The organism is Actinoplanes cyaneus, from assembly GCF_016862095.1.
Classification (GTDB): Bacteria; Actinomycetota; Actinomycetes; order Mycobacteriales; family Micromonosporaceae; genus Actinoplanes; species Actinoplanes cyaneus.
Genome location: NZ_BOMH01000033.1, coordinates 54,048 through 67,420 on the forward strand (window position 1 = coordinate 54,048; position 13,373 = coordinate 67,420).

Annotated in this window: 14 protein-coding genes; 7 read left to right on the forward strand and 7 right to left on the reverse strand. The window is 71.7% G+C overall.

Features of this window, described 5'->3' with window-relative positions; genetic code table 11:
- Window positions 1–268: 268 nt before the first annotated feature.
- Window positions 269–913 (reverse strand): hypothetical protein, encoded by a 645-nt coding sequence (locus tag Acy02nite_RS21390; protein WP_203743185.1) that lies wholly within the window; start codon window positions 911–913, stop codon window positions 269–271.
- Between the two features lie 215 nt (window positions 914–1,128).
- Entirely contained in the window at window positions 1,129–2,064 is a 936-nt protein-coding gene (locus Acy02nite_RS21395) for a DMT family transporter (RefSeq protein ID WP_203743187.1), read from the reverse strand.
- Between the two features lie 134 nt (window positions 2,065–2,198).
- Between Acy02nite_RS21395 and Acy02nite_RS21400 the strand changes: the two genes are divergently transcribed.
- Window positions 2,199–2,897 (forward strand): HAD family hydrolase, encoded by a 699-nt coding sequence (locus Acy02nite_RS21400; protein ID WP_203743189.1) that lies wholly within the window; start codon window positions 2,199–2,201, stop codon window positions 2,895–2,897.
- Between the two features lie 59 nt (window positions 2,898–2,956).
- Window positions 2,957–3,457, forward strand: a complete 501-nt coding sequence (locus tag Acy02nite_RS21405; protein ID WP_203743442.1) for a hypothetical protein — start codon at window positions 2,957–2,959, stop codon at window positions 3,455–3,457.
- 197 nt (window positions 3,458–3,654) lie between these two features.
- On the opposite strand, the gene Acy02nite_RS21410 is transcribed toward Acy02nite_RS21405, so the two are convergent.
- Entirely contained in the window at window positions 3,655–4,530 is an 876-nt protein-coding gene (locus Acy02nite_RS21410; RefSeq protein ID WP_203743191.1) for a PhzF family phenazine biosynthesis protein, read from the reverse strand.
- A gap of 27 nt (window positions 4,531–4,557) precedes the next feature.
- Here Acy02nite_RS21410 and Acy02nite_RS21415 point away from each other — a divergent pair, with 27 nt between their 5' ends.
- From Acy02nite_RS21415 to Acy02nite_RS21425, 3 genes are read left to right on the forward strand one after another with little or no spacing between them, the layout of a single operon-like run.
- The gene (locus Acy02nite_RS21415; protein ID WP_203743193.1) at window positions 4,558–5,832 is read left to right on the forward strand and encodes a magnesium transporter MgtE N-terminal domain-containing protein; all 1,275 of its coding nucleotides are present in this window, start codon (window positions 4,558–4,560) and stop codon (window positions 5,830–5,832) included.
- Window positions 5,833–5,883: 51 nt separating this feature from the next.
- Window positions 5,884–6,408: a DUF1003 domain-containing protein gene (locus Acy02nite_RS21420; protein ID WP_203743195.1), complete on the forward strand. Its 525-nt coding sequence runs from the start codon at window positions 5,884–5,886 to the stop codon at window positions 6,406–6,408.
- Window positions 6,409–6,429: 21 nt separating this feature from the next.
- Window positions 6,430–7,572 (forward strand): Mrp/NBP35 family ATP-binding protein, encoded by a 1,143-nt coding sequence (locus Acy02nite_RS21425; protein WP_203743197.1) that lies wholly within the window; start codon window positions 6,430–6,432, stop codon window positions 7,570–7,572.
- A gap of 233 nt (window positions 7,573–7,805) precedes the next feature.
- On the opposite strand, the gene Acy02nite_RS21430 is transcribed toward Acy02nite_RS21425, so the two are convergent.
- Together Acy02nite_RS21430 and Acy02nite_RS21435 are read right to left on the reverse strand one after the other, a co-directional pair.
- Window positions 7,806–8,255 (reverse strand): twin-arginine translocase TatA/TatE family subunit, encoded by a 450-nt coding sequence (locus Acy02nite_RS21430; protein WP_203743199.1) that lies wholly within the window; start codon window positions 8,253–8,255, stop codon window positions 7,806–7,808.
- Window positions 8,256–8,347: 92 nt separating this feature from the next.
- Window positions 8,348–9,613 (reverse strand): S1C family serine protease, encoded by a 1,266-nt coding sequence (locus Acy02nite_RS21435; RefSeq protein WP_203743201.1) that lies wholly within the window; start codon window positions 9,611–9,613, stop codon window positions 8,348–8,350.
- Window positions 9,614–9,913: 300 nt separating this feature from the next.
- Here Acy02nite_RS21435 and Acy02nite_RS21440 point away from each other — a divergent pair, with 300 nt between their 5' ends.
- Complete coding sequence (locus Acy02nite_RS21440; protein WP_203743203.1) at window positions 9,914–10,525, forward strand: O-methyltransferase; 612 nt, start codon at window positions 9,914–9,916, stop codon at window positions 10,523–10,525.
- 57 nt (window positions 10,526–10,582) lie between these two features.
- On the opposite strand, the gene Acy02nite_RS21445 is transcribed toward Acy02nite_RS21440, so the two are convergent.
- Together Acy02nite_RS21445 and Acy02nite_RS21450 are read right to left on the reverse strand one after the other, a co-directional pair.
- Window positions 10,583–11,971 carry a leucyl aminopeptidase family protein gene (locus tag Acy02nite_RS21445; RefSeq protein ID WP_203743205.1) on the reverse strand — a complete coding sequence of 463 codons (1,389 nt, stop codon included), beginning with the start codon at window positions 11,969–11,971 and terminating at the stop codon, window positions 10,583–10,585.
- Between the two features lie 77 nt (window positions 11,972–12,048).
- On the reverse strand, window positions 12,049–12,216 hold the full coding sequence (locus tag Acy02nite_RS21450) for a DUF3117 domain-containing protein (RefSeq protein WP_014694782.1): 168 nt from the start codon (window positions 12,214–12,216) through the stop codon (window positions 12,049–12,051).
- A 273-nt stretch (window positions 12,217–12,489) separates the two neighbouring features.
- Between Acy02nite_RS21450 and Acy02nite_RS21455 the strand changes: the two genes are divergently transcribed.
- Complete coding sequence (locus Acy02nite_RS21455; RefSeq protein ID WP_203743207.1) at window positions 12,490–13,293, forward strand: PaaX family transcriptional regulator; 804 nt, start codon at window positions 12,490–12,492, stop codon at window positions 13,291–13,293.
- Window positions 13,294–13,373: the final 80 nt, after the last annotated feature.

The window sequence follows — 13,373 nt, forward strand, 5'->3', positions numbered from 1 at the left end:
ACCTCGGGCGTGATCTCGACCGGGCGGTCCGGGTCGGTGCCAGGCACACCGGACCGGGGTGGCCGGCCGTCGGCCGGACGGGTGGCGTCACGCCGTGAGGGGCTGCCGCCGGTGGAGCGGGCGTCGAAGACCATGCGGCGATCCTGCCTGCTCCCGTCAACCGGGGCAAACATCCGCGTCACCGTGGCGCACCCGGCGCCCCGGCCGCGCGGAAGGCCCGGCCTGCACCCTCAGTATTCCGGAGACGTTTTTCCGACACGCCGGAAATTCAGTCGTCGTGCTCGGGCATGACCACCCACGCGTCGGTGAGCGGTGTGGCCGGGCCCTGCTCGACGAAGATCAGCGGCGCGTCACTGCCGTAGTGGGCGTGCATCTCCTCGCGGGCTTTCGCCAGGTCACGGGTGCCGATTTCCAGGCCGGCGCCGTCGTGGCGACTGCCGACCGTGACGATGCGGACACCCCGGACCGTCCAGAACGAGAGGTCCGCGACGACCCGGTCGTGCCAGTCGCCGAGTTCCGCGACGGCGTGCGCGGCGTCCCGCACGACGACGCAGTTGCTGTCGGCGGTCTCCCGGATGAAGTCGTCGAACTCGGTGGAGACCGTCGGCACGCGGTAGACGATGGCGCGGACCCGTTGCTGGTCCACCTCGATCCCGGCGAAACTGTCCCGGAACCGCAGGCGGCCGCCCTGCTCGATCCGCTCCATGGCGGCGCCGAGCGACGCCGGCGTGACCGGCATCCGGAAGCCGCCCCGCTCGATGAATTCGGGCGCGCGGCTGAACTCGCACCCCGCTGTCCGCCAGCCGCCCGCCGTTCCGGATGGCTCCGGCTGGTCAGCGCTTTCGAACTCGCCACAGCCACTGATCATGAGCACTCCGGCGAGGAGCAGCCGGCCGAGCCGTACCCGATGCATCGCATCCCTCCTCATTACCGCGCCCGTCGCGGCCGCGCCACCCTGCCGCGCACAGGCCGGCCCAAGGTGCAACGACCGGCCGGGGTCTGCCGGTCACGGCCGGAAGCCCGCAAAGACCCACAAACCAGGCAGTAGGGATGACGGTCCGGCTCCAGGTCCGGTCACGGGCCGTTTTCTCACGATCAGACCCATTGGGGGGGTACGGCGTGAGCCCGTCAGTCGGCGAGCGTCGGCGCGACCTGGCGGCGGTTCGAGCGGGCGGCACCGAGCACGACGACGGCCACCCCGGCCAGGAGCAGGGCCAGCCCGGGGAGCGCGCCGGGGCGTGGCGACTGGCCCAGCCACAGCCAGGCCAGCAGCGCGGCGCCCGGGACCTCGAGCAGGATCAGGACGCTGACCGTGGTCGCCGTGGTGTGCTGGAGCGCGTAGTTGAACATCGAGTGCCCGAGCAACTGCGCGCCCGCGACCAGCCCGAGGATGGCTGCCCAGGATCTGCCGTCGTACCCACCCAATCGAATGCCACCGACGAGACAGACGACCAGCAGGAGCACCGCACAAACCCCATAGCAGATCCAGGTGTACGTCGTCGTGCTGAGCGCCGAGCGCGCCTGCTCACCCAGCGCCGTGTACGCCGCGGCGAAGATCGCGCCGAGCACCGCGAGCACGTCGGCGAGGACGGCCTGACCGGAGACACCCACGTCTGCCCCGGTCGCCCAGGCTGCGCCGGCCACCGCGAGCACGATGCCGGTCCACCCGGCCGCTGACGGCCGCCGCCCCTGCCAGGCCGCGATCAGCCCCTGCCACACCGGCTGGGTCGCGACCAGCGCGGTCGAGGTCGCCACCGTGCCCAGCTGGACGCTCGGCATCCAGGTGGCGAAGTGCGCGGCCAGCGCCACCCCGGCGAGCAGGCAGAAGACTCCGGCCCGGCGCCTGGAGCCGCTGATCGCGTCGCGGACCTCGGCACGGCGCGGGCCGAGCGCGACCGGCGTGAGCGCCACCGCGGCGAGCCCGTTGCGCCAGAACGCGATCGCCAGCGCCGGGGCCGCCGCGAACGCGATCAGCGGCGCCGACGAGGACACCGCGAGCACCGCCACGACCAGGGCCAGCACTGTCAGCGGAGCGAGCGGTTGCCCTGATGAGCGCATATTCATCACCGGCCGTCATTTCTTGCACGCTGCAGCAGCGAGGTTTGCCACTGTCGGTTGGCGGACAGTGACGGAATCGCTACAGTCACCGACGGCCCCGTGCCGATTTCCACCCCTCGATGCCTTGGAGGCCGATTTCCATGCCCGCATACCGTGCGGTGGTGTTCGACTTCTTCGGCACTCTCACCCGCTCGGTGCAGCGTGGTCCACAGCACGCCGACATCGCCCGGTCGCTCGGCGCGGACCCGGAAGCGGTGCGGGGCGTGCTGGACCGGACGTTCCGGGCCCGGGCCTGCGGACAATACGGCTCCGCCGAGGCCACCCTGCGCTGGGTGATCGAGCAGGCCGGTGGCCGACCGCGACCGGGCGCCATCCGGGCGGCGGCGCCGGCCCGCGTCGACGCGCTGCGCGCCGACACCCAGCTGCGGCCGGACGCGGTCGACGCGCTCGACGCGATCCGCCGCCGCGGCCTGCGCACGGCACTGATCAGCGACTGCACCCACGAGCTTCCCGCCTTCCTGCCCGGGCTCCCGGTGGCGCCGTTGCTGGACGCCCAGATCTTCTCCGTCGAGCTCGGCGTCTGCAAGCCGGATCCCCGGATCTACCTGGCCGCCTGCGACGCGCTGGGCGTGTCCCCGCAGGACTGCCTCTACGTCGGGGACGGCGGCAGCCACGAGCTGACCGGCGCCGCCGCGGTCGGCATGACACCGGTCCGGCTCGCCGCGCGCGACCTGTCGAACCACCTGGTCTTCGACGCCGACACGAACTTCGCCGGGCGTACGGTGCGATCGCTCACCGAGGTGCTCACGCTCCTGGAGCACACTCCGGCCCTGGTCTGATCGATCGAGTCGGGAAAGCCGGTCGAGGGCGGAGCGCGAACCAGGAGAAGCGGCCTACCATCACTGACGTGACCGGTGTGCTGGACGAGGCGATCAAGAAGGCGGCCGTCGCCTGGATCTCGGTGGACGACGGCCCGGCGTACGCACTCTGGTGCATGCCGGTGGACACGTCGCTGGCCGTGATCACCGGGCCCGGCGAACAGTTCGCGCCCGGCCTGGCCGAGGCCCGGCAGGCCACGGTCCGGCTGCGCGGCGACCACGGTGGCCTGATCGTGACGACCGGGGCCGTCGTCACCCGCCTCGACCCGAACGGGGCGGAGTGGGCGGAACTCGCCCCGCAACTCGCCGGGAAACGCCTCAACGCTCCGGGCAGCGCGGACGAGCTCGTGGCGCGCTGGGCCGCTTCGGACTGCGCGCTGCTGCGGATCACGCCGGCCGAGGAGACGCTGGTCGCCGGGGCGGCGCTGGGTGACGACACGGGAGCGGCGCCGCCGCGGGAGACGCCGGCCCGGGTCGAGACGCGCAAGCCGTTCCGACTGCACAAGGTCACCCGCCGCTGACCTGAGCGGGCCGGGCCGCGCGAGGCACAGCCGCGTTGTCGATCAGCTGGAAGTTGTCCACATTCCTGGGTTGTCCACAGGGCTTCAGCGTGCCGGGCCCCCTCCCCGCGACAATGGCATTGGGCAGGCCCCCCAGTGGCGGGTGGGGACTCGGTGGTGGGTGGGAAGTCGGTGGTTCCGGTGGTCCTTGGGACTGATCAGCCGATGAACGGTGGGACGGCGATCTTGCCGCTGGCGACCGGGTAGACGTGGCCCGTCACCGTGGCGGACGTGGCGGCGCCCGCTGTCGCGGTGACCGTGCAGTCCAGCACCGACGGGCGTTTCATCTCGACGCCCTGGTGGACGCGGAACGACGAGGTGCCGTCGGCGGGGAGCCAGCCGGCCGCGACCAGCCACACGCCGAGGCCCAGCGCCGCCGAGCCGGTTGCCGGGTCCTCCCAGACCGCGTCGCCGGGGACGAAGACGCGCGCGTGGGCCACCCCGTCCTCCCAGGTGAAGATGCAGAGGCCGGTCACTCCGTGCCGGGCGGCTGCCTGATGGTCGAGCTGGACGGCGGCGAGGGCAGAACGCCGTACGGCGAAGAAGTCCCAATCGAGACCGCAGCCTGCCGTGCGTGGCGTGGCCAGGTCTCCACCAGCGGCGTCGTCGGCCGTCAGGCCGGTGATCTCGAGCAGCGCGCCGAGCGGGATCGGATCGCCGAGCCGGGGCGTGGCGCCGGTGAGGGTTGCCGAGCCCGCGGCGGTCACGTCGAGGGGCAGCAGCCCCGCGGCGCATTCCTGCACCACCGGCCCGGGCCCGAACAGGCCCCGCCGCATCAGGGTCACCGCGGTGCCGACGCTGGGGTGGCCGGCGAACGGCAGCTCGGCGGAGGCCGTGAAGATCCTTATCCGGTACGTCGCCGCGGGGTCGGTGGGCGGCAGCACGAACGTGGTCTCGGCCAGGTTGAACTCGCGGGCCAGCGTCTGCATCTGGGCGGTGTCCAGATGGTCGGCGCCGAGGACCACGGCGAGTGGGTTGCCGGCGAAGGGACGGTCCGTGAACACGTCGACGATCTCGTAGGCCACGGTGGACATGTCCGGACCCTAACCTAATGTTGGGCTGTGACCATGGGGACGAGGGTTTATCTGGCCCGCCTGGCCGGCCTGCCGGTGTTCGACCCCAACGGCGACCGGGTCGGGCGGGTGCGTGACGCGGTGGTCAGGCTGCGCACCACGAACCGCCCGCCGCAGGTGGTCGGCCTGGTGGCGGAGATGGCGCTGCGCCGCCGCATCTTCCTGCCGATCGGCCGGATCACCGGGATGGACGCCGAGTCGGTGGTGCTCGGCACCGGGTCGCTGAATCTGCGCCGGTTCGAGAAACGGCCGAACGAGCTGCTCGTCCTGGAGGATCTGCTGGATCGCCGGGTCACCGTCGATCCGGAGCAGGAGGGCGGTGAGGCGAACGACGCCATCGTCGTGGACATCGGCATGGAGCTGAACCGCAACACCGAGTGGGTGGTGACCCGCCTCGCGGTCCGCGAGCACACCGGGCGGCTGGCCCGGCGGGGCCACATCTACCAGGTGGAGTACGACCGGGTGCGCAACCTGGTCGGCCCGACCGACACGCAGGGCACGTCGAACCTGCTGGCGCTGCTGGAGCAGATGCGCCCGGCGGACATGGCGAACGCACTGCAGGACCTGCCGGACGCGCGCCGCAACGAGGTGGCCACCGCGCTGAGCGACCGGAAGCTTGCCGATGTGCTGGAGGAACTGCCCGAGCACGACCAGGTGGAGATCCTGGCCCGGCTGGACCGGGAGCGGGCCGCCGACGTGCTCGAGCGGATGGATCCGGACGACGCCGCGGACCTGCTCGCCGAGCTGCCCAAGGCGGAACAGGCGGTGCTGCTGGACCTGATGGAGCCGGAGGAGGCCGCGCCGGTCCGCCAGCTGATGCACTACCGCCCGGGCACCGCGGGCAGTGTGATGACGTCGGAGCCGGTGATCCTCACCCCGGACGCGACGGTCGCCGAGGCGCTGGCCCGGATCCGTGAGCCGGAGCTGTCCCCGGTGGTGGCCGCACAGGTGTTCGTGGCTCGCGCGCCGAGCGCCACCCCGACCGGGAAGTATCTGGGCATGGTCCACTTCCAGCGGCTGCTCCGGGAGCCGCCGGCCTCGATCGTGGGCGGGCTGGTGGACAGCGACATCGAGCCGCTGCGACCGGACATCGGGCTGCCCGAGATCACCCGCCGGATGGCGACGTACGACATGGTCGCGATGCCGGTGGTCGACAGCACGAACCGGCTGGTCGGCGCGGTGACCGTCGACGACCTGCTGGACCACTCGCTGCCCCGGGACTGGCGGGATCGCGACGCCCACGACGACGAGGAGATCCCATGAGCGGCCGAGGGAGATCCGTCCTGACGGCGCGGAGCGCGGCGGGGGGCCGGCATGACTGAGCCCCGGCGGGATCGTCTGGACCAGCCGCGCGAGCCGGGGCGGATGCACCTGCCGAGATTCGATCCGGAGGCGTTCGGTCGCTGGTCGGAGAGCATCGCGCGGTACATGGGGACGGCCAAGTTCATCGTCTACATGACGATCGTGATCGGGGCCTGGTTCGCCTGGAACACGCTGGCGCCGGAGCGGCTGCGGTTCGACCCGTACACGTTCACGTTCCTCACCCTGATCCTGTCGCTGCAGGCGTCCTACGCCGCGCCGCTGATCCTGCTGGCGCAGAACCGGCAGGCCGACCGGGACCGCCTGACCATGGAAGAGGATCGACGCCGGGCCACCCTGCAGAAGGCCGACACGGAATTCCTGACCCGGGAGATCGCCTCCCTGCGGATCGCGCTCGGCGAGGTCGCCACCAGGGATTTCCTTCGCTCCGAGCTGGCCCGGCTGGCCGGCGAGCTGGACGATGCGGCGCTCCGGCGGGAGAAGCGCGCCCGTATGGAGTGGGACGAGGAGCACTCCTGACCTCGACGTAGCATGGGCAGCATGTCCGCACCCGCTTCCACCCTCGAGGGCGCCGTCCAGGCTGCTCTGGCGACCGTCGACGACCCCGAGATCCGCCGCCCGATCACCGACCTCGGCATGGTCCAGGGCTTCACCGTGCAGGACGGTCTGGTCAAGGTCGACCTGCTGCTCACCGTCGCCGGCTGCCCCCTGCGGGACAAGCTGACCTCCGACATCACCGCCGCGGTCACGAAGATCCCGGGGATCACCGGCGCCGAGATCAACTTCGGCGTGATGAACGAGGAACAGCGCAAGGCGTTGCAGACGACGCTGCGCGGCGGGGGTACGGCGGAGCCGGTCATCCCGTTCGCCCAGCCCGGCTCCCGGACCAGGGTGTACGCGGTTGCCAGCGGCAAGGGCGGCGTCGGCAAGTCCAGCGTGACGGTGAACCTGGCCGCCGCGCTCGCCAAGCGGGGACTGTCCGTCGGGGTGGTCGACGCGGACATCTACGGCCACTCGGTGCCGCGGATGCTCGGCGTCGAGGCCCGGCCCACCCGCGTCGAGGACATGATCATGCCGCCGCAGTCGCACGGGGTGAAGGTCATCTCGATCGGCATGTTCACCGCCGGGAACGCCGCGGTGGTGTGGCGCGGCCCGATGCTGCACCGCGCGCTGCAGCAGTTCCTCGCCGACGTCTACTGGGGCGACCTGGACGTGCTGCTGCTCGACCTGCCCCCGGGCACCGGCGACGTGGCGATCTCCCTCGCGCAGCTCCTGCCGAACGCGGAGATCCTGGTCGTCACCACCCCGCAGATGGCGGCCGCCGAGGTGGCCGAGCGGGCCGGCGCGATCGCGCTGCAGACCCACCAGCGCCTGGTCGGCGTCGTGGAGAACATGTCCTGGCTGGAGCTGCCGGACGGGTCGCGCATGGAGGTCTTCGGCGCCGGCGGCGGTCAGACCGTGGCCGAGTCGCTGACCCAGACGGTGGGCGCGCGGGTGCCGCTGCTCGGGCAGATCCCGCTGGACACCCGGGTGCGGGAGGCGGGCGACGCCGGCAACCCGATCGTGCTGGCGGACCCTGAGGCGCCGGCGGCGAAGGCGCTGGACGCGGTGGCCGACAAGCTGGCGGTCCGCCGCGAGTCCCTGGTCGGCAAGCCTCTCGGCCTCATGGTCACCACCAAGTAACCGACTTCGCAGCGATCCGGCTGACGGCCGCTGAGGTGGGAGGCGATTCCGGCTCGGAAACGCCTGCCGCCCGCTGAGCGGCACGGAACACCTGCCGCTCGGGGAGCGGCACGGAAACACCTGCCGCTCGGTGAGCGGCACGGAAGCACGAAAGGCGTGCCGCCTCGGATGAGCGGCACGCCTTCTGTCTTCGGGGCATCGGCCGGCCACGCCGGGAGAAGCCCTGCGTTGTTCTAGGTCGCGTCGAGGTCGAAACGCTGGGCCGGGCGCACCGCCTGCGGGGCGGGCTCGGCCGGGGCTGCCGCCGGCCTCCGGGACGCCGCGCCCTTGAGGTCGGCCGCCGTCTCGTTCAGGTGTGACTTGACGCCGTCGAGGTCGCCCTTCACCCCGTTCAGATCCTGCTTCACGTCGTCGAAGAGGCTCTGCAGCGGCTTGCGCAGCGACTGCTCCTCGTCCTCGCTGAGGATGTGCTTACGGATGAACGCCTTCGGATGCAAATCCTCCAGCTGGATGTCGGTGCCCAGCTCACGGCTCAGGTCAGAGGTCGCGTTCTGCGCCATGGCGCGCAGGCCGCGCACCATGCGCAGGCCGTCGCCGATGACTTTCGGCAGGCGCTCCCCGAAGATCAGCAACGCGAGCAGCAGCAGCGCGCCGATCTCCCACCAGTTCAGATTCTCGAACACTGACGGCCTCCCAAGCGTCCGGGAGCAAGCGTACGCACGGACGCTCTCCGCGAACACCCCACAGCGCTGTGAGGTGGCCTCTTTTGTGAGTCCTAGTTCGTGTCCGCCGCGAGCGTCACGGAGGCGGACGCGGTCTTGGTGCCGCGCTTGTACTCCACCGCGACGACCGCGCCCGGCGCGTATTTACGGACCAGGGCGATCAGGTCGGTGCCGTCCTGCAGCGGATGCCCGTCGATCTTGGTGAGCACGTCACCGGCCTTCAGCCCGGCCGCGGCGGCGGGGCCGGCCGGCTCGACCGAGCGCAGCCGGGCGCCGGACGCGCTGCTGCCGCCGGTGGTGACCTCGGCGCCGATCACCGTGCGCCGGGCCTTGCCGGTGTCGATGATGTCCTGCGCGATGCGCTTGGCCTGGTTGATCGGGATGGCGAAGGCGAGACCGATGTTGCCGGCCTCGGTGTCCGCGCCGCCGACCGAACGGATCACCGAGTTCACCCCGATGACCTGGCCGGCCGCGTTCACCAGCGGGCCACCGGAGTTGCCCTGGTTGACCGCGGCGTCGGTCTGGATGGCTGCGTAGTACCGCGTGGCGCCGCCGGACTCGCCGGCCTCGATCGTGCGGTCCAGCGCGCTGACGATGCCGGCGGTCACGGTGTTCTCCAGCGCGAGCGGGGAACCGAACGCGAGCACCGGGTCACCGACGGCAATCGCGTCGGAATCGCCGAACTCGATCGCGGGCAGATTGGATTTTGCGACTTTGATCACCGCGATGTCCGACTCCTGCGCGCGGCCGACGAGCGTGGCCGGGGCGGTCGAACCGTCGCTGAACGAGACGCTCATCGTGTCGCCGGCGCCGTCCACCACGTGGTCGTTGGTGATCACGTAACCGTCCGCGGAGACCACGAAACCGGAGCCGATCGCGCCCGTCACGTGCACGGTCACGACGCTGGGCTGCACCTTTTGCGTGATCCCGGCGAACGACTCCGGGTCGCGGCTCACGGTGGCCGGCGTCTGCTGCCCGGCCGCGCCGAGCTGCGTGCCGGGGCCGCCGACATAGCCCCCGCGGACCGCGAAGACGAAGCCGAGCGTCCCGCCGATGCCACCCGCCAGAAGGGCGGTGAGCAGGCAGATCAGAAGAACTGGGGTGTACGACCGGCGCGGCGCGTCCGGATCCGGAACGGGATCGAGAACGGGGCCGCCGGTCGGCGCCGGCGCGGGAAGCACCACCGCGGACGGGGCGTGTGGGTCGCGCCACGGATCGTTGAGCGCATCGGTCCACCAGGGTGACCCGGGCGGCGGCTGGTGCCCGCCGGGCACAGACGACGCCGTGGGTGGCCGGCGCCAGTTCCCGCCGTCGGTCACGTCAGGGCCTCCAGTCGTCGTTCGCCCGCCTCGCGCATCCAGGATGACACGGATTCGGAGTGTCGCGCCGTCCAGCCGAAGCCCTGCCGCGACGAGTGGCCCGTTTATGCATCGACGGCACCGTGCATCACGGGTGATGGTCGCTCTACTCTCTTATCCGATGTGCGTGGTCGGGTCTGTTTCGCCGGGTGATCCCGCGGGGACGGGTCGGACGCCACGCACGTCGCCCCTCGCGCAGCACGGAGGTTCGTCATCATCGGTCCCGCCGCCCGCTCCTTCGGCCAGCAACCGGGCCACTCCATGCCGTTCGCCGAGACGTATGCGGCCGAGGATCCGATCCTGCAGACGGCCCGCTCCCTCGCCCACGAGCTCGGGCTGCCGTGCGTCTCCCCCGGCGCCGGCTCGGTCCTGCGCCTGCTGGCCGCCGCCGGCAACGCCAAAGCGGTCGTCGAGATCGGCACCGGCACCGGCGTGAGCGGCATCTGGCTGCTCCGCGGCATGCGCCCGGACGGGGTGCTGACCACCATCGACGTCGAGCACGAGCACCAGCGGATCGCCCGGCGGGTGTTCGTCGAGGCCGGCTTCGCGCCGTCGCGCACCCGGATCATCAGCGGCCGCTCGCTGGACGTGCTGCCCCGCCTCGCCGACGGGGCGTATGACCTGATCTTCGTGGACGCCGACACGACCGAGTTCGCGGCGTGCACCGACGCGGCCCTGCGACTGCTGCGGCCCGGCGGCGTGCTCATCGTGAACGGGGTCCACGCGAACGGCCGGATCAACGACCCGTCCGCCCGCGACGTGGACACGCTCACCGTGCGCGAGACGGTGAAGGCGATCCGCGAGTCCGAGGAGTGGATCCCGGCGGTGATCTCGTCCGGCGCTGGGCTGTTGACGGCGGTCAAACGGGGTTGAAGTCGGGCTGTGCCTGATGGCCTCGCTTCGCTCGGCGGGCACTGCGCCCCTTTGGTGCTAGGGCAATGACGACAAGTAGCGGATCAGGAAGCGGGCTCCCCAGCCCGTGGCTCCCTTGGTGAGTTCGGCGTCGGGGGCCTCGGCCCACGAGGGGGCGGACATGTCCAGGTGGGCCCAGGTGGTGTCGCCGAAGAAGTCGCGCAGGAACAGGGCGGCCATGACCGAACCGGGGCCCTGCGGGGCGCTGATCCGGTCGGCGATGTCGCTGCGCAGGTACTCGACGTAGTCACCGGGCAGCGGCAGCCGCCACATCCGCTCGCCGGCCGCGTCACCGGCCGCGGCGAGCGCCGTGGCGAGGTCGTCGTCGGGGCTGTAGAGGGCGGCGGTGCGCTTGCCGAGCGCGACAGCGTTCGCCCCGGTCAGCGTCGCCAGGTTGAGCACCAGGTCGGGCTGGAGACGCTCGGCCGCGTAGGCGAGCGCGTCGGCCAGCACGATCCGGCCCTCGGCGTCGGAGTTCGTGTTCTCGCTGGTCGACCCGTCGTAGTGGGTAATCACGTCACCGGGACGGAACGCCGACCCGCTGATCGCGTTCTCGGCGAGCGGGGTGAGCGCGGTGATCCGGACCGGCAGTCGGAGGTCCGCGGCGGCGAGGGTGGCGGCGATGACGGCGGCCGCCCCGCCCATGTCCTTCTTCATCAGCTTCATGGCGTCGCGCGGCTTGATCGAGATGCCGCCCGTGTCGAACGTGATGCCCTTGCCGACCAGCACCACGTGCCGCGGCGACGCCACTCCGGGCGGCGTCCAGGAGAGCTCGACGAAGCGTGGCGGCGAGACCGAACCGGCGCCGACCGCCCGCAGGCCGCCGAAGCGTTCGAGCTGGTCGCCGGCGAGCACCGTCACGGTCACGCCCGGACGGGTCGCGGCCTCGGCGACGACCTGGTCCGCGAACCACGCCGGGTTCTTCACCGACGCCGGGGTGTTGGTGAGGTCGCGCGCCAGCCAGGCGGCGGCCGCTGTCGCGTGCGCCCGGGCGAGGACATCGACGTACCGCGAAGGATCGGCGGTGTTGATCTCCAGAGGCCCGGATCGGCGTGGCTTGGGCGCGTCGCGATAGCGGTAGCCGGCCAGCCAGAGGCCCTCGGCGAGGCCGCGCACAGCGTCCTCGGAGATCCCCGGGGGGATCACGATCTGGGCGTGCTCGTCGTCCTGCAGGGCCCGGACGATCGCGGCGCCGGTGGTGCGCCAGGCTGCCTCGTCACCGTCCTCGACGCCGGCCAGGAGCACGCGGCTCGGACGGCGCAGCGGACGTGGCAGGACGACGACCTCGCCGGGCTTCGCGTCGAGCGCGGCGATCTCCGCCCCGACCTCGCCGGGCAGGGTCCCACCAGCGGGAACGACCCAGGTGTGCGCCTCGTCGAGCGCTTGCGTCAATCCGATCGAGAACACGGGAGGATGACCTTTCCGTAAGACGTGGAAAGCCCGCCGGTACGGGCGGTACCGTACCGGCGGGCTCGCGTGAAACGTCAGCCGGCGATCGACTTCAACGCGTCACCCAGCGCGCTGGCCTCGTCCGGGGTCATCTCCACGACGAGACGGCCACCACCTTCCAGCGGGACGCGCATGACGATGCCACGCCCCTCCTTGGTGACCTCCAGCGGACCATCGCCCGTCCGCGGCTTCATCGCCGCCATCTTGTCTCCCCTCAGACCTACGTCAGGGTCGGTGGGTTGCCCCACAGCCACTTGCTCCTGGAATGCCAGCAGCCACGTCACGTGCTCAGCCCCACATGACGCGGTGCTCGTTTCCGACCGGCGGCCGTACAGGCCGTTTCACGCTTTCACGCGTTGCGGCCCACCGTGCCGATCAAACATTTTCCCTGATGAACACCGGCGAACCCAAACCCAGCCCGGGCGGATGTGACAGCATCTAGCATAACGTCTTTTGGGCTGTCACAATGTGCGGTCATGCAGGCGCGGTCCGCACTCTTCGACCTGTACGGCGACTACCTGCGTACCAGGGGCTCCCGGGCACCCGTCGCGGCCCTCGTACGGCTGCTCGCTCCGCTCGACATCGCGGCCCCGGCAGTCCGCACAGCGGTGTCGCGAATGGTGCGACAAGGCTGGCTGCATCCGCTGCGCCTGGCCTCCGGAGCGGGCTATCTGCTCACTCCCAAGGCGGCGCGCCGCCTGGACGAGGCCGCCGCGCGGGTGTACCGAACCGGTCGTGGCGGCTGGGACGGACGGTTCGACCTGATCATGTTGCACCAGCCGCCGCTGGCCCGGCGGGAGGCGGAACGGCTGGCGTTTCTCGGCTACGGCGCGCTCAGCGATCAGGTGTGGGTCGCCCCGCGGGCGTCGGACGAGCTGGAGGCGGTGCTGCAGGAGGCCGAGGCGGGGTACGACCGGTTCAGCGCCGCCCACACGGCCGGCTCGGCGGGAGCGAGCGGCATCGTCGGGCGGGCCTGGGACCTCGGCCGGATCGGGCGGTCGTACCAGGAGTTCGAGGACGAGCTGCGCCCCGTGGTCAAGGCGGTCACCGCACGCAGCTCGGACGAGGAGGCGTACGCGGCCAGGTTCCGCCTGGTGCACGCGTGGCGCTCGTTCCTCTTCCAGGACCCTCAGCTGCCCGCGGCCCTGTTGCCGCCAGGCTGGCCGGGGCTGCGCGCGGCGGCCTTCTTCGACAAGCACGCCGCCCGGTTGCGCCCAGCGGCCGATCGCTACGTCGAACGGTGCCTGCGCAACGGCCGGAATCACGGCGAGCCGGCCTGACCCGCGCTCGCCCACCGCCGGCTGCGATGCCCAGCTGACGCAGGCGAGGGCCGGGCGGGCGCGGCAACGGTAGATTCGCC